Origin of the sequence: Bacillus sp. V3-13 (assembly GCF_002860165.1) — a bacterium.
Lineage (GTDB): Bacteria > Bacillota > Bacilli > Bacillales > Cytobacillaceae > Bacillus_BJ.
The window spans coordinates 75,431-95,466 of the sequence record NZ_PGUZ01000031.1; the positions used below are offsets into that span (position 1 = coordinate 75,431).

20 protein-coding genes are annotated in these 20,036 nt (G+C 42.7%); 3 read left to right on the forward strand and 17 right to left on the reverse strand.

The window, feature by feature from the left end; all coding sequences use genetic code 11:
- Nucleotides 1-85: 85 nt before the first annotated feature.
- The 11 genes from CU633_RS12630 to CU633_RS12680 all read right to left on the reverse strand — a co-directional run bounded on the left by CU633_RS12630 (nt 86) and on the right by CU633_RS12680 (nt 10,902).
- Nucleotides 86-946: an AraC family transcriptional regulator gene (locus CU633_RS12630; RefSeq protein ID WP_101660943.1), complete on the reverse strand. Its 861-nt coding sequence runs from the start codon at nt 944-946 to the stop codon at nt 86-88.
- A 292-nt stretch (nt 947-1,238) separates the two neighbouring features.
- Complete coding sequence (locus CU633_RS12635; RefSeq protein ID WP_101660944.1) at nt 1,239-1,745, reverse strand: DinB family protein; 507 nt, start codon at nt 1,743-1,745, stop codon at nt 1,239-1,241.
- A gap of 177 nt (nt 1,746-1,922) precedes the next feature.
- A complete protein-coding gene (locus CU633_RS12640) occupies nt 1,923-2,690 on the reverse strand; it encodes an HAD family hydrolase (RefSeq protein ID WP_101660945.1) in 768 nt (255 codons plus the stop codon).
- Between the two features lie 147 nt (nt 2,691-2,837).
- Nucleotides 2,838-4,067, reverse strand: coding sequence for a phosphopentomutase (locus tag CU633_RS12645; RefSeq protein WP_101660946.1), 1,230 nt, complete (start codon nt 4,065-4,067; stop codon nt 2,838-2,840).
- A gap of 77 nt (nt 4,068-4,144) precedes the next feature.
- Entirely contained in the window at nt 4,145-5,059 is a 915-nt protein-coding gene (locus CU633_RS12650) for a phosphotriesterase family protein (protein WP_101660947.1), read from the reverse strand.
- Nucleotides 5,060-5,131: 72 nt separating this feature from the next.
- Nucleotides 5,132-5,512: a PRD domain-containing protein gene (locus tag CU633_RS12655; protein ID WP_101660948.1), complete on the reverse strand. Its 381-nt coding sequence runs from the start codon at nt 5,510-5,512 to the stop codon at nt 5,132-5,134.
- A 206-nt stretch (nt 5,513-5,718) separates the two neighbouring features.
- The gene (rpe, locus tag CU633_RS12660; protein ID WP_101660949.1) at nt 5,719-6,405 is read right to left on the reverse strand and encodes a ribulose-phosphate 3-epimerase; all 687 of its coding nucleotides are present in this window, start codon (nt 6,403-6,405) and stop codon (nt 5,719-5,721) included.
- 101 nt (nt 6,406-6,506) lie between these two features.
- A complete protein-coding gene (locus CU633_RS12665; protein ID WP_101660950.1) occupies nt 6,507-7,604 on the reverse strand; it encodes an SIS domain-containing protein in 1,098 nt (365 codons plus the stop codon).
- A gap of 45 nt (nt 7,605-7,649) precedes the next feature.
- Entirely contained in the window at nt 7,650-8,915 is a 1,266-nt protein-coding gene (locus CU633_RS12670; protein WP_101660951.1) for an alanine racemase, read from the reverse strand.
- 132 nt (nt 8,916-9,047) lie between these two features.
- Nucleotides 9,048-9,437, reverse strand: coding sequence for a DUF2620 family protein (locus CU633_RS12675; RefSeq protein WP_142383412.1), 390 nt, complete (start codon nt 9,435-9,437; stop codon nt 9,048-9,050).
- A gap of 127 nt (nt 9,438-9,564) precedes the next feature.
- Nucleotides 9,565-10,902: a YhfT family protein gene (locus CU633_RS12680; protein ID WP_101660952.1), complete on the reverse strand. Its 1,338-nt coding sequence runs from the start codon at nt 10,900-10,902 to the stop codon at nt 9,565-9,567.
- A gap of 260 nt (nt 10,903-11,162) precedes the next feature.
- Here CU633_RS12680 and yhfZ point away from each other — a divergent pair, with 260 nt between their 5' ends.
- The gene (gene yhfZ / locus CU633_RS12685; RefSeq protein WP_180954955.1) at nt 11,163-12,101 is read left to right on the forward strand and encodes a GntR family transcriptional regulator YhfZ; all 939 of its coding nucleotides are present in this window, start codon (nt 11,163-11,165) and stop codon (nt 12,099-12,101) included.
- Nucleotides 12,102-12,218: 117 nt separating this feature from the next.
- On the opposite strand, the gene cax is transcribed toward yhfZ, so the two are convergent.
- Together cax and CU633_RS12695 are read right to left on the reverse strand one after the other, a co-directional pair.
- A complete protein-coding gene (gene cax / locus CU633_RS12690; RefSeq protein WP_180954957.1) occupies nt 12,219-13,259 on the reverse strand; it encodes a calcium/proton exchanger in 1,041 nt (346 codons plus the stop codon).
- 170 nt (nt 13,260-13,429) lie between these two features.
- Complete coding sequence (locus CU633_RS12695) at nt 13,430-14,161, reverse strand: DsbA family oxidoreductase (protein WP_101660955.1); 732 nt, start codon at nt 14,159-14,161, stop codon at nt 13,430-13,432.
- Nucleotides 14,162-14,366: 205 nt separating this feature from the next.
- Here CU633_RS12695 and pepT point away from each other — a divergent pair, with 205 nt between their 5' ends.
- Entirely contained in the window at nt 14,367-15,599 is a 1,233-nt protein-coding gene (gene pepT / locus CU633_RS12700) for a peptidase T (RefSeq protein WP_101660956.1), read from the forward strand.
- 132 nt (nt 15,600-15,731) lie between these two features.
- On the opposite strand, the gene CU633_RS12705 is transcribed toward pepT, so the two are convergent.
- The 3 genes from CU633_RS12705 to CU633_RS12715 form a co-directional block, all read right to left on the reverse strand.
- Nucleotides 15,732-15,995: a hypothetical protein gene (locus CU633_RS12705; protein WP_101660957.1), complete on the reverse strand. Its 264-nt coding sequence runs from the start codon at nt 15,993-15,995 to the stop codon at nt 15,732-15,734.
- A gap of 135 nt (nt 15,996-16,130) precedes the next feature.
- On the reverse strand, nt 16,131-16,901 hold the full coding sequence (locus CU633_RS12710) for an SDR family NAD(P)-dependent oxidoreductase (protein ID WP_257958712.1): 771 nt from the start codon (nt 16,899-16,901) through the stop codon (nt 16,131-16,133).
- 176 nt (nt 16,902-17,077) lie between these two features.
- Complete coding sequence (locus CU633_RS12715; protein ID WP_101660959.1) at nt 17,078-17,788, reverse strand: pseudouridine synthase; 711 nt, start codon at nt 17,786-17,788, stop codon at nt 17,078-17,080.
- Between the two features lie 120 nt (nt 17,789-17,908).
- On the opposite strand from CU633_RS12715, the gene CU633_RS12720 reads away from it, so the two are divergent.
- Nucleotides 17,909-18,142: a hypothetical protein gene (locus CU633_RS12720; RefSeq protein WP_101660960.1), complete on the forward strand. Its 234-nt coding sequence runs from the start codon at nt 17,909-17,911 to the stop codon at nt 18,140-18,142.
- Between the two features lie 75 nt (nt 18,143-18,217).
- Here CU633_RS12720 and CU633_RS12725 read toward each other — a convergent pair whose 3' ends face one another.
- Entirely contained in the window at nt 18,218-19,834 is a 1,617-nt protein-coding gene (locus tag CU633_RS12725) for a putative polysaccharide biosynthesis protein (protein ID WP_101660961.1), read from the reverse strand.
- Between the last annotated feature and the right edge of the window lie 202 nt (nt 19,835-20,036).

Consider the following 20,036-nt stretch of genomic DNA (forward strand, 5'->3'; position numbering starts at 1 on the left):
ACGCACAAACCTTGTTTCTTTTTATCATCATAATTTTCTCTTCATTAATTAGTTAGTCGTACAAAAGAACTTCTCAAGATCCAGATTATTTCACTGGAATCCAGATCTCAGAATAATAATCCGGGTTTGAGGGGTTGTCGTTTGTGTATACTTCCAGTTGCGGTGAATCGGCAAGCTCATATTTACTGGATGGCAACCATTCCGAATAAATCTGTTTCCACGCCTTTTGCATCGCATCTGGCATCGGGCCGTGAACTTCGAATACAGCCCATTTTGCTGCCGGGATCTCAATGCTTGATAATTCATCAGGAACGTCACCTTTGTATTCTGTAGCCACCCAATAATCCATAACCTGATCCGATTGTTTGCTTTTATCAACACAAACACCAAGTACACCCTTAATTTGTCCGTTGTTCATTTTCACCAATAAATCGTTTATTCCATTCTCATGAACTTCATCCCAAAGCTTTGGAATCCCCACCAGGTTTTCTTCATTGATTAGTGAAAACTCTCGTTTCATCCCGACTGCTCGAAAAGCTTCTCTTTCAATTACATTGTATTTCATTGGTTCTGCCCCTTTCAAACTCACCTGAATAATCAGGCGGTTATAAGATTGTAGCTTTCCAATATGCTTTCGTATCTCACTTGGAGTCACGCCATGTTGCCTTCGAAAAGCTTTTGTGAAAGCCTCGGGAGTGTCATAGCCATATTTATAGGCAAGGTCAATTATTTTGCAATTTGTCCTGGACAATTCTTCAGCGGCCAATGATAAACGGCGGCGGCGTAGATATTCACCAACAGAAATATCTGTCAATAGCGTAAACGTGCGCTGAAAGTGAAAAGGAGATACATTCGCCTGCTTGGCTATTCCTTCGATCGTAATACTTTCCAGTAAATGTTCCTCCATGTAGTCAATCGCTTTCTGTAATGACTCAACCCATTTCATATCGCTCACTCCTTGATTCATTCTAACAGCCGTTGTTCAAAAAAATCCTGTCTATTTATGCTTTGTTATGGCAGCATTGATACTTGAAAATGATTAATATGTATTTTTGAATTTTTCTCATCTAAAAGATAGTGAGCGCAAGAGACTCTTATGTGAGTGGAGATTTTCAAGGGATTGAAAATAGAGGTCTCAGTAAAGGTGACCGCATTGTAATGGTTATATTCACAGCGAACGAAATAAATGATTTGCGTCAGCAAGGTGATGTGGACATCACCTCGCATCCCGCTGCACTTCATTTCTTTTGTTCAAACAAATACCATACATAATCAGTGGATGGTCCTTTATATCCTAACTGCCGCAAAATAGCGGTGATGTTTCCGCGGTGATATGTTCCATGATTTGCGACATGCTGCAATAATTCAAGATAACTTGTAGTCAATTTTCCGTAGCGGGGATGCTGAATACTAATTTTCTCATGCAAGTCTTCGATTTCACGAATTAATTTACGATACTCATTGCCTATTTGAACAAATTTCTCATCCAGCAGATCAAGGTTTTTTTCCTGAATTGTATCTGTTAATTGGTTTACATCCTTGATAATATGATCAAAACTATCCCCATTTAACGTTCTTAACCATACATAATCAATTTGGTACATATGAAAAAGAGTATCATATAAAGATGGAAATACACTTTTTACCTGTTGATAACAGATTTCAGAAGGAAGTTCTTTTAAATGCTTAAATACAACATCGTTCGCCCACAAATGATAATCAAAGATTTGTATAGCAGGATTCATTTTTTCTCCTCCAATTTAAGATTTGCTTAAGACCGGCTATTAATTTAATTCTTCATTTTTCACAAATGTTCCTCTATCAAAATCCGTATTTAGCATCTTTTGCTCTATCGAACAAAAATAAAGCTGCCACAAATGGACAGCTTAATTATTAAGAGAACGGGTCAGTACTGTGTTTTATTAAAATATTAATTCATTTATGTTTAACTTAAAAATCTTTCTTAAGGCTAAGGTAACTCCATGATGATCATTGTCCGCTGTTACCCAATTAGCGCTCTTTTTTACAAGTTCAGAAGCATTTCCCATTGCAATTCCCAATCCTGCTTCCTCCAACATTTCTATGTCATTTGTTCCATTCCCGATTGCTATTACTTCTTTCGGAGAAATTCCCAGTTGCTTGATTAAAGGTGAAATACCCGACCATTTCGAGCCTTTTGGAAAAATCTCTAATCGGTCTCCTTCATCAAAAATGGCAGCATTATTTATTTCTTTTTGTAGAGAGGCCCGATGATTTGCTTCAAGATAAAGGACTAATCGGTGGGCATCATGATTTGTATCAGCTACAGTTGACGGTATCGCTTTAGGGAGCAAGTATTCGATTTCCGGCGGGGCATGGTTGGATAGAGAAGAGCTATAAGAAAAGTGGATAAATATTCCATTTAATTCGTTTGTCTTGTTGCATAAATTGTATGCCAATTTGGAAGGGATTTTGATATCATGAACTATTTGGTCATGTGAAATAACGTATCCCCCATTGTAGGTAACAAATGTAGAAACTCCCAGCTGCCCACCATAAATTTTGGCACCTTCCAAAGACCTGCCCGTTGCCAGGGCCACTAAAATACCTTTTTTCTGAACCTCTTGAATCGTCCCAAGGAGTTTGGCATCCAATTGGCCTTGAGAGTTTAATATTGTTTCGTCGATATCGAGAAAAACAATCCGATACATGTATAGCACCTCATGAAATTTTTATATTAGAACCACTTTAAAGTCTTGTCGGTTCAAAACACAAAAAAAGTGCTTCTCCAAATTCTTGTTGCGTATATTTAAGTAGTTTTTGGAGTCACACCGCTATCTTTTTCGCTAATGTCTAAATTAATAGTTCCGAATCATTGAATTGTCTTTCAACAATGGATAAAAACTTTCGCCGTTTTCCGGGAGGCCTGCTTCAAAAAAGTCTGTTACTGTCGCGGCTATATCTGATAGACTGTCGCGATCACCTAAATCCACGTTTTTGAGTTTTTTTCCGTATGCAAGTAAAAAAGTTTTTTCCCGAGTATGCTGACTATGGCCTATTGTCGGATCATTTCCATGGTCCGCACTCAAGATCAGTAAATCTTCTTCCGACATTTGCGCCAACAAAATCTTTAAATATTGATCTACTAACATGATTTTTTCAGCATAAAGATCCACATCCTGTGAATGACCCGCTATATCGGTTTCTTGAACGGTCGCTGCAATAAATCCTTCTTCCATATTATCCATCGTCTCGAGGACAGATTTCATCACAAGGTCCGTTTCAACTGCAGGAATTTTATTTGCTCCGTCACAATTAATTACATCCTGCATTTTTCCGATTAAAGTAACTGGTATCCCTTTTTGAACTAAAATATTTGCAGCCTGAGTATCTGGATTGATGCCGTACCCTAAGTGAAGGCAATTATAACCTTGTTCATACACACCTGATTTCGGAGAGTTCACGCCGACCAATCCATCTTCACGCATTTCAACAGCCTCTTGAATTTGCTCCACTGAGATGTTTTCCCCGCCAAGGGCTATGACTCGGTTGACTTTTACATTTGCTCTAACGATTTTCCCAATTTTTAAAACCTCATCAAAAGAAATATCGTCTAAAGGAGCAGTAACATTATAAATTTGGCCATAATCTGTTTCGATATTATTGGCCACGATTACTAAACCGTTTACGAGCAGATACGGAAAATCAGGATCAGGAATTTCGCTGTGGTATCCTTCGTGTTCCAATGCTTCTTTCACTTCATTCATCACCGTTGAAAAAGGTGTTGTAAAAGGTACTTTAGGGTCGGTCCCCATGATTTCATTATGGCCTTGAAAACTGTCCGCACCATAGTGTTTCAAGTTCATTTTCCCGTAACTTGCGATCCCGCTTCTTTTTTCTAAACGGGGATGATTTACAATGCTATTAATCCCTAATTCTTCAAATTGGGGGATAGAGATTTCCTTGGCTTGGTCGAGTATATGATAAAAAGTATTGGCACCAATATCTCTGGGACGGACATCTTTTACATCGTCCATATATCCGACTCCAAGACTATCAAGAATCAATACAATTGCTCTTTTCTTCATGTTGGATCACTGCCTTTCGCTTCTGTTGCAAGGGATAAATTCTTTAATTTGTATACACCGGTACATTCTTTCACTTCTTAAAAAGACAAGAAGCGGCGTGGATTATCAACCATCATTGTTGTTATTTCCTTTTCTGAAATGCCTAGATCTCTTAACTGTGGCAAAAAATTTGTGAATAAGTATTCATAGCCGAAACCGCCATTTACTTTTAAATAAGATTTTTTCGTAATATCGCATGATAACATCAACTGGTTTACGTAACCCTTATCCAATAAATACAGTAAATCTTCTATCCTTTCTTTTTCAGGGCGATAGTTGTTTTTGCCGATTGTATCAAATTGGATATAGACTCCAGATTTCAATAAATATTCGTATTCTTCACGATTCCCATTTAAATCTTGGTGGCCAATAGAAATTTTCGAAAGATCAACATCCATGTCAATAAAAAGTTTTAATTGTGCTGAAGCCATCGTTCCAAGTTCACAATGAGTGCTTAAAGGAGCACAGGTTTGAATTTGGGCCCGGCATGCTGCACGAAATACCTTTTCTTCATTTCTTGTCATTTCATTCAAGCTGCTTCCGATTTCGGAAATAATACCGGCACGGATGCCTGTCTCTCCCACACCATCCGTTAATTCAGAAACAAAAAGTTCGAATATCTCATTTTCGCTCTTTTCAAATACTTCTGGAGGGTAGTATGCTTCTATGTAATATCCCGTTGCAGCGACAATTGGCAAACCGTGTTTTAAAGAAATATCGTGCAAGGATATTACATCTCTTCCCATACCATGGTTTGTGACTTCAACAATACCGCCGCATCCGGCAGCCTTTAGACGCTCCAATTCTCTGTTTAACATATCAGAGTTAGATAGAATTGGATCATCATCGTTTCTGATATGAGACAGATCCAATACAACATGTTCATGTATCATCGTTTGTCCGAATTTTTCAGGCGGTAAATCACCGGTTACAGTCCGTATTTTCTTGCTCATTTTCAGTCCCCCTGACTATTAAACTATAAAATTGTTGTGATCACACAAATAATCTGGTTCCAATACCCATGTTTAAACTTTATTCTCTAATAAGTTTTGCTGAAATACTGATGCGTAATGAAGATGTAAATAATTCTTCTCTTCAACAGGTAAAGCATTTCCGAATTGCCTTTCTATGAATTCAATTTCTTTTTCGATCTTTTCAGTAAAACCTGTACGGCTAACTTCATTTAAAAGTGCTTCAGGTGGTCCTTCAATCTTCTCCCCTCTTTCCAGCCTTGTAAGGGCGGAAGCAAGATGGGTGAATAACATTTCGCTTTGCAAAATCGCTGTTTTGTTCATCATTGATCCTAAGTTTTCAAAGGCCTTTCCCGTAATAGCTGCAGCTTCTGCGGTAATAACCCCGCCTGACAGAAGCAATTCCAGCCTCTCGTTTAACTCTGCTTTATCCATTTCTTAACCTCCTATTGAATAATTACAACAAGCTTCACAAACCAATTTTTCAGATTCTGGCCCTGCTCATAAAGGTTTAAGGTCATTACAGCGATACAAATATCTGTAATGACCCTTAATTAATATTTTTCGATAGTTTCGCATCTTTAATAGTGTTGACATTAATAGATTCATAATCGAACCACTTACTCATGTTTTACTATCATCTATCCTATATTTTCAGTTTGTATATTTTCTAAAATTGTTCTGAAATTCGGCAATAGTTCAGCAGGATTTGAACCCGCCTTAAAGATACTGGCCGTTCCCAATACAAATAGGTTTGCTCCCGCTTCAAGCAAGGCCGGAACTGTATTCGCTCCAATGTGCCCATCTACTTCGATATCAAATTGCAGGTTCTGGGACTTCATTAACTCCCGGAGTTCCTTGATTTTCGGAACAGCCTCAGGTACAAAAGGTTGACCTGCAAACCCTGGATTTACTGTCATAATTACTACCATATCGAGAAGTGGCAAGACATGTTGAATGGAAGACAACGGGGTGGCCGGGTTAATGGCAACTCCCGCCTTCGCACCGAGTTGGCGTATTTCAAGCAAAGTACGGTGCAAGTGCCGAGTCGCTTCCGCGTGGACAACCACTATGTCTGCTCCTGCTCGCACAAAGTCGCTGCAGTATCTTTCGGGATCTTCGACCATCATATGCACCTCAAAGGGTACCTCAGTCAGTGGCCGAAGAGCACGAATAATGTCATTACTGAAACCAAAGTTGGGCACGAAACGGCCATCCATCACGTCAAAGTGAAACAAGTCCGCGCCAGCCTCATCCAGCTCCGTCAGTTGACGTCCTAATGAACTGGGATCAGCGCAGGCCATCGAAGGTGAAAGTTTAACTGTCATAGCTGGCTCCCTCCAAGCTTTGACGTCTCCTGCAGCTTATCGCATGAAGTGTCTTATACATGATCATCATCCCTTTTCACTTGATTTCTTGCTGGCAACATTTATGCATCATGATTGATAACAGGAGTGGTATTGCGGAAATCTCCAGCTTCTAATCCTGCTAACCGGGCTAAATACGCAGTAAGCAATTGCACCGGGACGATTTCAGTAACGGCTGCAATGATGGGATCATCTACCTCTCGGACATCTAAGTGGGATAAATATTTCTCATTTAATTGGATTGGCAAATCACACCCCACCGTCACTACCCTGCCAGGCAAACTTAAGAGCTCCTTAACAGAGGCCTGGACACGTTTATATCGTCGGTCTGTATGAGGTGGAACAAAATAAATCGCCACATGCTCATGGTCAACTACCTCTACGGCACCATGACGGAACTGCCCACCGCAGCTTGCTTCAGCAGGAATCTTTGCACCTTCTTTGAACAACAGAGCGGCTCCACTGGCCGTATATTGGTCGTAACCCCGGCCAAGAAAGCTTGTAAACTGAGGGCGCCCCAGGCGAGCCGCAAGATTTATGACCTCGCTTTCCCAGGCTGATAGCTGATTTTCGATGATAACCGCAGCCTGAAGGAGCCGGTCAGACATATTATTGTCTTTACCTTCGACCAATCGGGCAGCCAGCAGCAAGAGCAGACAAAGAGTGCCTGTATATGTTTTAATAGCTACCGACAGATCGGGAGGCAAACCAAGGAAGGCAACATCATATGCTGATCGGGCCAGAAAACTTCCTGGAACGTTGGTCACGGCATAAAGGCGCCGTTGTCCGAGTATGTCCACTAACTCTGTCATCTCAATACTCTCTCCTGATTGTGAGATTGCGAACAATAAAGCGTCCTCCGGGATACCGGACAGGCGATCCACCAAGTCTGAAGTTGGCAGCACCAGTGAAAACACTCCATTTTCTGCTAAGTAAGCCTGGACCAGTTCAGCCGCAAACAGGGAAGCCCCCATCCCTGTAAAGACAATTAGTGGTTTACCGGCTTGTTCCCACTCATTTCCCCATTTGTCCAAAGGTCCCCGCCCAGCGCTATGATTTTCAATGAGAGCACGCAGCACTTGTGGCTGGGAAAGTACGTCTTCAAGGTAACGGGTACGGTACGGTTGTTTAATTTTTGAATTGGAATCCTGCTTATACATTCAATTTCGCCCTTTCTTTTCGGCATGGAAGTCTGCCCTGCCGGTTTAAAGTTTTATGCTGGAATTAAATCCTGCTTGTTGAATAAATTTCTCCCCTTCTTCCAGGCATAGTGGTCTGCCCTGCCGGTCTACCGGGTAACCAACGGCGTTCCATAGCCCCGCCAGCCGCGGTTTCCCCTGTCGCAAACCCACCAGGGGCGCCACAAAAGAGTTACTGGTAAAAACCTGGGAACGAAAAGCATATATAACGCTATCTCCCACCTTTGGCATCGGCATGTTTGGGGGGACAACCAGTTTGCCGTAATAATCAATCGCCTCTGCCGGGTATGCACTGGCAGGGTATCGTTGTTCCATTAACTCATCTGGGCTCGATCCGACCAGAGCTTCTTTCATGTGAGAGCGCGGATAAAATCCGTAACCGATCGTTAAAGCACCGTCCTTTACTAAGTGGCTGACCTCGGTGACGTAACACATCGCCGGGATCTCAGATTGGTTCTTTGAAGAGTGCAGAGGCGTGTTCCCGATCAAGGCACTTCCAGGTTCCACATGTGTGATACCACGCTGCACCATACCGGGAATCGTCGCACAGCATGTCACACCGGGAGCATTTATCTGTCGGACATCGACCCCACACCGTCGTAAAATTTCCGCGGCCTCCAGCAGCGTCTTCAGATTTTTGGTAGGCAAGGCTTCCCCACGGTCCGCCTGATATAATAAATTTGGATGTGTCGTCACACCAACCAGGCGGACTCCTCGGGCTCCGTCTAAAGCATGGACGGCCTGCTCCAAATCAGCAAGGCGAATCCCGCCTTCCTGAGCAGGGTGGAAATCGTCCTGGTCATCTCGTGTAGCACGGACACGAAACAGCACCTGCTGTTCCTTGCCAAGCCGCGCAGCTTCCTCTCCAACTCGAAGCGCTTTTTCCACTGAAAAACAAGTAACAACTTCGGGGTTATAAGAAAGTACTTCTGCCAGGGAATGCTCGGGAATCTGCTGCAAGTGGCCTACATGGCCGATTGTGACACCGTAGGAAGCGAGAGCAATAGCTTCATCCACATCCACACATACAGCCCCCTTAATTCCTGCCGCCTCTGCTGCAAGTGCAGCAACCGGGTTTCGGCCATGCTGTTTAGTCATTTGGTAGAGTTTGGCTCCATATATATCGGCAACCTCCCGAATAGCAACGGCATTCGCATAAACGGCATCCACATCGAGTACGTACGTATTGGCTGGGATCTCTCCGCTCTGGTGCAACAATGCTGCAGTACGAATCAGGTCAGGGTTCCTTTGCATTGTCATGTCTAAAAACATCCTAATCCCTCCTCGTAAATTGGCTCATGTGTTTGGCCTCGCTTTGTTTATTTCTGTTCCTGTTTTCTTGCATTTATATAACCTCGACTTAAATGTTTTAGTAAATAAATCGCTTTTACTGAAAAGAAATATCTACTTCAGACCGTTCTTTTCCAATAGCGCATTGATGATATGGGGTACAGCTGATGCTGCATGAGCCGCGTTGATACCAAAAGCTTTCCAGTCCTTTTCATTCACTCTGGCCTTAATTTGTTCCGGCGTCGGATGTCCAGAAGCTGTTGTCACCATGGCACAATTGCTGTATCCGAGCACTCCAATCGCAATGCTAAGTGCCCCGCCTTGGCCGCTCCAGCAAGAGCCGATGTAATAATCAGCTTCGCCGTTCTTCACCTTGCGGGCTCCAGCCATATCAGAATTGATTTCAATCTCGACAAGATCCCCACCCGCTTTTTTGGCTGCATCCGCAATGGCCTGCTTTGCAAATCCGGTACTGACAATACGAATTTTTTTGCTGTCAGACATACAGTTCACTCCTTTAAAATTGATATGGAATCAATAGAACTTTATAAAAAATAAGGAATCAGGAATCTCGTAAACCGATCACCATTATTCAATGGAAAGCGAATGGAGTTCCTGATTCTTTCAAGCATTACATCCAGCCGATTAATACGAATATGTTCGCAAGGATACCGGTGATGATCGCTGCAGCAGGAGCCGCTGCCATCGGCATCAATTTCTGTCCGGAAAATTCATTTAAAACAAACAGACCCGCTACAAGGAAGTAACCTGTTCCGCCCGGGATTAATTGATTACCGGCTACCATTGATCCAGCTAACAGCGCGTATGTCACAACTTTATCCATGGAAAGGCGCAGACTTTCTGCGGATTCGCGCAATGTCTGATATTGATCGAGAAGCTTTCCAATTTGTCTTAGGAAAACTACTTCCAAGCCAGCGACAACCCCACCAGCAATTAGTGCCACATATGGGTTTGGTGAAAAATAGCCAGCAGCGACTGCAAAACAGAGTCCCACCGTCCCATAAACTCCTGTGGTTAAGGCAGTCGTTGCAATAAGAGGCAAGAACCCAAATGCCAACGCTAATGAGAGAATTCCTGATTCAATCATCTTTCCAGCAGCTGCAGACATGACGTCCGTCGGTTGCCAGGCGACGATTCCTGCTCTGATCCCAAAAGCAATGATCGCTCCCTGAATTGCGAGTAATGGCAGGCTCTTATAAATTCTCGCAGATCGCTCACCGAAAAATCCTTCACCGTCCTCGTCTACTTCGATTGTTGCCGCCACCTCGGATTGCATCTCTTTTCTGACCCGTCTATCTTTCTGAATGGCAAAGATAATTAACATACCCATTCCAAACAACATAGCCGCTCCATCAGGACTGAGAGTAACCTCATTTCCCATTAGCTTGAAAGTTCCGAAAGCACTCAAGAGTTGGCGGGCGATAACAGCCACAGTCAATGCAATCAAGCCTTTCTTCCAGCCAAACTGGTAACCAACTGCCACCACCGGGAAGGCGACGAAAGCAAAAGTCAAAGGAGTAGCCAACGATGCAAGCGCTGCCAAAATATCGACCGGAAGTAACTTTGAAGCAGTTTGTATCCCTTCCAAGCTACTGGATACCAAAGCACCCCATGCGCCACCGCCGAGAACAGCGATCCACCATTTGGGAGCAGCCGCTCCAATTGAGTCAACAGGAAGAAGAATGAGACCAACAAGAATAAGTCCAGTAGTTAATGTAAATGGCGCCCATCCTAATACAAATCCAATGCCGATGGCCAGTGAAATACTGGTCAGCTGTGCCCGGCCCATACGCCCTTCAATAAATTCTGGTAAAACTGGGCGTAAACCATCATGAAAGGTCGCGATAGATTTATTCATCAGGAACGCACTAAAACCACCAAACACTAAACAAAATAGAATTTTTGCTGCAATTGGATCTAAACCAAAAATCGGCCAAGTATTTGCCATACTTTCCCTCCTTAATAGGCTTGCGTCGAAATTCTTTTGAGAGAGCTTTCATGTACTCGACTGCATCACCTTGTTATATCCACAATTTACAGTATTCTGTTTAATGAGTCAATAGAAAATTTTAAAAAAATCTGAATTTATGAAAATTTAGTGTCAACAATTTACAGGATTTTGTTTTTATGCTACATTACTATTATTTGGTATAATTTCTTTAGACTTAAAAACTATTATTTATCTATTTATATAGGAGTGACTTTATGTTGAACAACAAGTTATCTCAATCCCTGTTTAGTAAACAAGGCGCAGTAGCTGCTGAATTAGCCAGGGAGTTTTTACAGTTTCAAGTGGGCGACCGAATCCCGCGAATCACCGATTATGCCGTTCAGTTTGGAGTCGGCAATGGTACCATTCAGGCAGCGGTACAAACTTTGGTGGACATAGGGGCATTACAACTTGAAAGTAAAGGGCACAAGGGCACCCACATCGAAGCAATCGACTACCCTGTTCTTTGGCAGGCAACTGGCCGGGAGGTTGTTTTTGGTGCGTTGGCCTTACCATATACAAACTTATTAGCCGGGATGGCGACAGGCCTTAAGCAAGTTTTCACAGCGCAAAATATTCCTTCTTCATTGGCATTTATGCGCGGTGTGGTTTCGCGGGCCAAAGCTTTGAAAGCAAAACGCAACGATTTCATTGTTTGTTCAAGGTTATCCGGGGAGACCCTTTGTGAAAATGACCCGGATTTGGAAATTTGGCATGGATTTGGCCCTGGTACTCACGTTTCCAATCATGTGATATTCAAACCTCTGGGGGCTGATGACAATTTTTTTGAAGGTATGAAAGTTTGTGTGGATAAAGACTCACTTGATCAGTACCAACTGACTCAAGCCGAGTTTGGGCATTTGCCGGTAGAGTTCCTGGAAGTTGGCTATATGCAGATACCTCATATGTTACAGAGCGGAGAGGCTGATGCTGCTGTTTGGAACGTAGATGAGATTGTGGAAAAAAATCTTCCTCTCAGCATGTTTCCTCTGAAAAGTAATCAGGCAAATGATATTCTTCCTAAATGTACAGAGGCTGTCATTGTCATCCAAAAACAATCTGGAGTTGGCAATTTCCTAAACCATATTATCGATCCCGAGGAAGTAATCAAGATTCAAAAAAATGTGGTAAATGGGGTGATCCCTCCTGCATTTTGAATGGTTAAAATTATCCTTCGTAAAGTCAAAGAACCATAACACAGTCCAGAGTTTGGACGGTGTTATGGTTCTTATCTTTTAAAAAATATTTTCACAAATAAACATGCAAACTTATTATTACAATAGGAAAAACCCGATACCAATAATAACATACGCCGCCAGCATGGTGAGCCCTTCAAACCAGTTGGATTCACCGTCGTTTGAAATGACGATTGTCAACAGCACCGCCGACACCATGGCCACCAATTCCGGAAGGCTGAACACGAGCGGCATTGGGTTAGCATATAAAAGCGATATTAAAACAAGCAAAGGTGCTACGAACATCGCAATTTGCAGCGTGGAACCCACGGCAATTTCAACAGCAATATCCATTTTATTTTTATAAGCCATAATAATAGCGGACGCGTGTTCAGCTGCATTACCGACGATTGCGACAATGATGACCCCAATAAATAATTCGGTCCAGCCGAACGTTTCAGCAACGGCTTCAAGCGAATGGACGAGATTTTCGGAAACATATGCTACTGCAAGGGTCGCAATTAATAAAATAGCAAGTGATTTTCCTTTTCCCCATTCCGGTTCCTCTTCATGATGTTCCGCTCCTTTGTTATCATGTTGATAAACACCGCGATGCGTGACTAGTTTGAAAAATAAAGCAGCCAGATAAAGCCCAATTAAAATGATTGATATTCCGACACTGAGAAACAATGTCTTTGTTTCGTTCATATCCATTGAAAATACTTCCGGGATCACAAAAGCAACGACAACAGCAAACATCAAAAGCCCGGAATTATGTCTCGCATCAAATACATTAAATTCCTGGCGCTTGAACTTAAGACCGCCTACAAAAAACGATAACCCGGCAACCAACAGCAAGTTACCCAACACAGAACCCGTCAGGGAAGCAAGCACCACGCCAACGAGACCGGCTTTTAAGGCAAAGATTGAAATGATCAGTTCGACCGCGTTACCGAAAGTGGCATTTAACAAGCCGCCGATACGCGGACCGGTTACAATCGCAAGGCTTTCTGTTGCCCTTCCCATAAAGCTGGCTAACGCAATAATAGTTAAACAGTAAATAATAAATAATAAAGTACTGGGCCAATGTATAAGTGTTCCAATGACCGAAAGTGGAAAACCAATTAATGCCAATGCCATAAAAATTTTTTCCGTCACACAATTTCCCTCTCATTCTTTAATAATCTCTTACTCTTTATACCCTTATATATCCTTATTAAGCGTGGGTTCACAACTAATACAATCATATAGTAAAAAAACCCTAATTCAAATACCGAATTAGGGCGACTGTTTTCATGCATTTGTTGTTCTTAATTCTCTCTGGGTGGAACAGCACAGCTGCCATCAGCACAGAATGCATCGTCAGCCCCATCTGCTGAAAGATCTTGCAGTTTTGGTGCCGGGTTTTCTTCTTCCCACACTTTTTGAAGGGCGCTTGTAAACGTTTCGGCCGGCTGGGCTCCGGAAATCGCATATTTTGAGTTAATGACAAAATACGGCACGCCTCTGATGCCATATTGCTGTGCAATTGATTCGTCTATGCGGACTTCATTGGCAAAAGCATTTTGGTCCTGTAAAGCATTTACGGCCTCTTGTCGGTCCAGGCCGGCTGCTTCGGCAATGTCTGCAAGTGTTTCGAAATTACTCAAATCTTTAGATTCTGTGAAGTATGCATAAAGCAGCTTTTCAGTAACCTCCGCTTCTTTTCCGTGGTATTTTGCAAACTTGGCAAGACGATGCGCATCGAACGTATTGGTTGGCTTCATTGTATCAAAATTGAAAGTGAGCCCTGCACTTGCTGCTTGCTGGCCTACATTTGCGTTTGCTTGCTTCGCTTCTTCAACGCTCATTCCATATTTGGCTGCGAGCGACTCGTGAATGCTTTTCCCCGAATTTTTCGGAGCATTTGCATCAAGCTCGAAGCTTTTGTACTCAATCTCCACCTGATCTTTGTGTGGGAATTGAGCCAGCGCCGCTTCTAACCGGCGCTTTCCAATATAACAAAACGGACAAACAAAATCCGACCAAACCTCTATTTTCATTTTAAACACCTCTTTAATTCAAGATATTTTTATAGTAGCATACCCTTTTGTGAAACCACTCAACACATGCTCAAAATTTTCATTGGTGTCCTTATTCGTCCGTGTAATATATTTTTTTGTAAAAATGGTTTCGCCTTAATGAGAAGAAAATACCCAACCGTGATAATATAAGAGCATAACAATAAAAAAGGGAGATGACCAAACGGTGAAAAATGAAATGATTGAAAGATTTGTGTCTTATGTCAAAGTGGACACCCAATCGAATGAAGACAGCAAAATCTGTCCTTCTACACCCGGGCAGCTGACACTTGCAAATATGCTCGTGAATGAGCTAAAGGCAATCGGTATGGAAGAAGTAACAATTGATGAAAATGGATATGTGATGGCCACCCTGCCTGCAAATACGGACAAACAAGTGCCGACGATTGGATTTTTGGCCCATCTTGATACGGCAACCGATTTTACTGGTGCTGGCGTCAATCCGCAAATTGTCGAAGCTTACGATGGCAACGAGATTGTTTTAAACGACCCTTTACATATTGTGTTATCACCACAGGAGTTCCCTAATCTTGCCGATTACAAGGGACACACGTTAATTACAACAGACGGAACTACTCTTCTCGGAGCGGATAATAAGGCAGGCATTGCCGAGATCATGACGGCAATGGCTTATTTGATCAAGCATCCGGAAATTAAGCATGGCAAAATAAGAGTCGCTTTTACGCCTGACGAGGAGATTGGCAGAGGCCCTCATAAATTCGATGTGAAAGCTTTTAATGCAAAGTATGCTTATACAGTGGACGGCGGGCCTATCGGCGAACTGGAATATGAGAGCTTTAACGCCGCTTCCGCGAAAATTACGATCAAAGGCAATAATATTCATCCTGGAACCGCCAAAGGAAAAATGGTGAATTCAGCAAAAATCGCGATGGAACTGCATAACAGGCTGCCTGCTCATGAAGCACCTGAATATACCGAAGGGTACGAGGGATTCTATCACTTGATTTCATTTAACGGAGACGTCGAGAAGACGAACCTCTATTATATTATCAGGGATTTTGACAGACAAACATTTGAAGCAAGAAAAGCGACGATTAAAAATATTGTAAATGAATTAAGGCAAACTTACGGAGAAGATAATATCATCCTTGAGCTGACGGATCAATATTACAACATGAAGGAAAAAATTGAACCTGTGAAGGAAATCGTCGACATTGCTCATCAAGCGATGAAGAATTTGGATATCCAGCCTGTCATTAAACCGATCCGGGGTGGAACAGACGGTTCACAGTTATCGTATATGGGACTGCCGACACCGAATATTTTCACTGGCGGTGAAAATTTTCACGGTAAATACGAATTTATTTCCGTGGAAAATATGGTCAAAGCTTCGGAAACCATTATTGAAATTATTAAACTGTTTGAAGAAAGAGCTTGAATATAATAAATTTTGGCCAGGGATTGCGATCCCTGGCCATTCTTCTGGTATGTATTTTCGTCTGCACGGATGTTTGACGCTGTCTGCGGATATATGATCCCAAGCCGTGGATTCCTCTTTTACCTCGTGTTTTCAAATATAGGTTAATGACTTCCTTTTCCCTTCTTTTTCGTACCAGGCAATAGTGGGCCTTGTCGAAGGATATCCAAATCGCTCTCGATAACTTTTCCAGATCGCCATCGCTCTGAGATATTTGGCTCTTTCAAGTGACGAGTTTAAGTATCGGGAAAGATCCGAAATTTCCAGATTAGCTATTTCTTTTATTTTTATTTTATTTTTTCTTAATTTTGATCTCTCTTCAGATGTTAAATCTAATTTAGGAGAAGTAGTCTTCATTTGCTTCACCTCTATGTAATTTCCGATCTTTTGGCATGACCCATTTAATTGTATAAAACTTTGTATGTGTAATACAACTTATCCAAAAAAAAGAGGCAAACTCCCTTGAAAAAGGAAGTTTGCCTCTCTTTATTTTTATTGGGCCGTAAGCCCACCATCGACAGGGCAGGCAACACCTGTGATGAACGACGCTTGCTCAGATGCAAGGAATAGGACGAGGTTCGCGACATCAGCAGATTCACCATAGCGTTTTAATGGGATCGTTTGTGTCAGTTGTTCTTTCACAGCTTCGGCATTCTCAGGAGAAAAGCCGCTTTCGAGAGACCGCATCATTCTTGTGTTTATAGGAGAAGGGCAAACAGCATTGACGCGGACTCCAAATGGGGCCACTTCGACCGCTGCTGCTTTTGTCAGTCCGATGACGGCATGCTTTGATGCAATATAAGCACTGACATTCGGGCTTCCTGCTAGACCCGCAACGGAAGAATTATTAATCACTGCTCCGGATTTTTGCTCTTTCATGATTCGCAATACGTGCTTAAGTCCAAAAAATACACCTTTGACATTGACGTTCAGGACATGATCGAGAGTCTCTGCTGGATAGTCTGTGATGGGAAGTACCTTGCCTTCAACGCCGGCATTGTTAAAGAATACGTCGATCGAACCGAATTGCTCAACAGTCTTTTGAACATATTTTTCCACTTCTTCTTCTTTGGAAACATCAGCCGCCATTACCAAATAACTGCCTTCCTGAAGCTCCAGCTCTTTTGCAGTTGCCTGGAGAGTGTCAGCATCCAAATCAACTAACACAACTTTCGCACCCTGATCAGCAAACGCTTTCACCGATTCCTTGCCGATCCCCGCTGCAGCTCCGGTCACCAACACCACTTTGCCAGAAAAACTCACAAAAATCCCTCCTGAAAAATAGAATGGTCCTAACAAAAACATTTTACCATCCGATTGAACTCCTGAGAGCGTTTCCTTGCAAACTCCACATTATTAACACAATTTTAATTTAAGTGCAATTACCTCAACTTTACTGATTAGTTCCTCCGAAAAAATACGCTGGAATCACGTCCCCATCAATGTTCCATCAACCCTTCCATCTCCTCCTCAGTCAGCTCGCGATATTCCCCAAGTGCAAGGCTTTCATCCAAAACCAACGGACCCATTGAAATCCGCTTTAAATAAACAACCCGCTTTCCGACCGCCTGGAACATTCTTTTTACTTGATGAAATTTACCTTCGGTGATTGTCAGTTCAATATCCGATCTCAACCCCGATTTAAGAATGACGAGTTCACCCGGTTTTGTCACGTAGCCGTCATCAAGTGTAACGCCTTTTTTAAACGCTTCAATATCCCCTTCAGTGACCTCTCCATCAATCACCGCAAAATATGTTTTCGGTACATGCTTTTTCGGGGACAACAGCCGGTGCGCCAGCTGCCCGTCATTTGTAATTAACAGCAATCCTTCCGTGTCCTTGTCGAGCCTGCCGACCGGGAACGGTTCATATACCTGATCCTCCATTTCGAGAAGGTCAATCACCGTTTGATCGCGGTTGTCTTCTGTTGCCGAAATAACTCCGGGCGGTTTGTTCATCATTAAATAAATATATTCCTTATATTCGATCACTTCCCCGTTCAGGGTCAAGGTATCTGTTTCCGGATTTACATGGTGCTTGGGGTCTTTGATTTTTTCATCGTTAACGAGGACTGCTCCGTCCTTTAAAAGCTTTTTCACGTCTTTTCGGCTTCCATATCCGAGGTTTGCCAGCATTTTATCAATTCGCATATTTACCTCCAGTTAAGCGGCTTTTGTGGTGAAGTTAAATCAGAACTTCACTCACCAAAAAAACGGCTCTGAATAGACTAATATCATAATTTTAAAATTGTATGATTAGGAGTGGTGAGAATGCATTATAATTATCGTCAACAAGGTACAGAAGGCTACTTCCCGGCTCCGGGCTATCCGGGTGGTTATCCGGGCTATCCTGGGTATCCAGGAGGAGATGTAAATCGTCGTCTCGACCGCCTTGAGCGCCAAGTTGAACGGCTTAACCGGCAAGTAGACCGCATCAACCGCAGGCTTGACCGGATTGAGAGACAGCTTGGCTACCGTGACGAAACAGATACTTTCAGTTACTAAAAGAACAGGTTCCCGATTTGGGAACCTGTTTTTTTCTGTCTTGGGATCTAAATCCCACCGTCAAGCGCAATCCATTCACATCGGCAATCTCAGCTTCCCTTTTATCTTGTCCACTCTTTCGCCAAATAAAAAGTAGACAAGTCTGGAGCGCAGGCCTAAGTAAAAATAAACCCCGGCTCCAACGGCGGCACAAATGGCTACGATTATGACCGATTGAATCTTTGTTTCCGGACTAAGCACCAACGTCACCAAATTGTAAGTAACAGCAGTAGCAGCCAGCATCAGCCCCGTAAACAAGACGATCAGCAACCCCCGTCTCAATACAAGCCGGAAGCGATAGCGGGCAAACGCCTTGATCACAAACATATTTATTAAAATTGCTGCTGTGTAGCCAAGCGCCGTTGCTAAAACTGCCCCTCGTGTTTCCATCAGCTTAATTAACGGGATATTTAGGCTTAATTTTACCAGCAGGCCGACAAGCAGGCTTAACAAGGTAAAACGCTGTTCATTTATGCCTTGCAAAATCGCGGCTGTTACCGAATAGAGTGCAAATAAAAGTGCCACTGGTGCATATGTCATCAACACCTGCGTTCCAAGCGGTTCATGTTGGTAAAACAGCGTGTAGGCTGGTTCTGCGAGCAAGGCCAGACCAACAACGGCCGGAAGAGTTATATACAACATGACCTGGAATGTTTGATTCAACTGGCGGTTTAAACTGGCCCGATCATTTTCGACAAAGGCCTTAGTTACACTCGGAACAAGTGTCAATGAAAAAGCAGTTGCCAGTGAGACAGGAATGATGACCAATTTATGCGTCTGATAATTTAGGATTGACAAAGCAGTTTCTGCTTGTTTCGCCAGGCCAATAGATGCCATGGCCCGGTTAAAGGTGAGCAAATCAATAAATTGAAAGAGCGGGTTGGCGATCCCGACCAAGACAAACGGGATTGCGTAAACGATGATTTCCTTATATATTTCCGGGAGCGAGATGTCCACCGTTCCCTTATCATGCGTTAATAACTCATCGAGAAACGGCTTTCGTTTGTACCAGTACCATAATAAAACTAACAGGCTGCCAATTGCTCCAATAAAGGCAGCAAAGGTAGCAACGCTAACCGCAGATGTGAGACTCCCCTTCATGATTTTGTAGACAATAAAAGCTCCCGCCAAGAGAAAGACGATCCGGACAATTTGTTCGACCACTGTCGATACTGCTGAAGGCCCCATCGACTGGTGGCCCTGGAAAAACCCCCTGATCAGGCTCATAAACGGCACAACGATCAAGGCAAAGCTGACAGCCCGGATTACAGTAACCACATCGGCGACACTTGAATTCAATTCTTTATCATTAATAATCATTTCAGCCAGTGCCGGCGCACCGAAGTACAATAATAAAAATGATATGATACCGCTGATGGCCATGACAACGAGACCTGATTTAAAAAGCCTCCTGCTTACCGCATATTCTTCCAGTGCATTATATTTTGCAATGAATTTTGAAACAGCAAGCGGCACACCAGCGGTCGCAATGCTGATAAAAATGGTATATGGAATATATGAATATTGGTACAGAACTGTTCCTTGCTTCCCAACAATATCGTAAAACGGAATGACATATAATAGACCGAGAACCTTGGAAAGTATCGTGCCCAAAGTTAAAATAAAGGTTCCCCGTAAAAGTTTAGACGACATAAAATCCCTCTCTGTATATGACACAACGGTTTTTTCTAAAAAAATCAGCCAGTTGTGGTATATTATAAAAAATTTCACTATTAGTAGTTTACATCTCTTTTGCCTTCCGCGCCAGTGCAGCCGGAAAAGCTGGTTTTTACTTTCCGGTTTTTTTCATGCTAAGATGGAAATGTTTAAATATGTAGATCTTGATGAAGTTGGT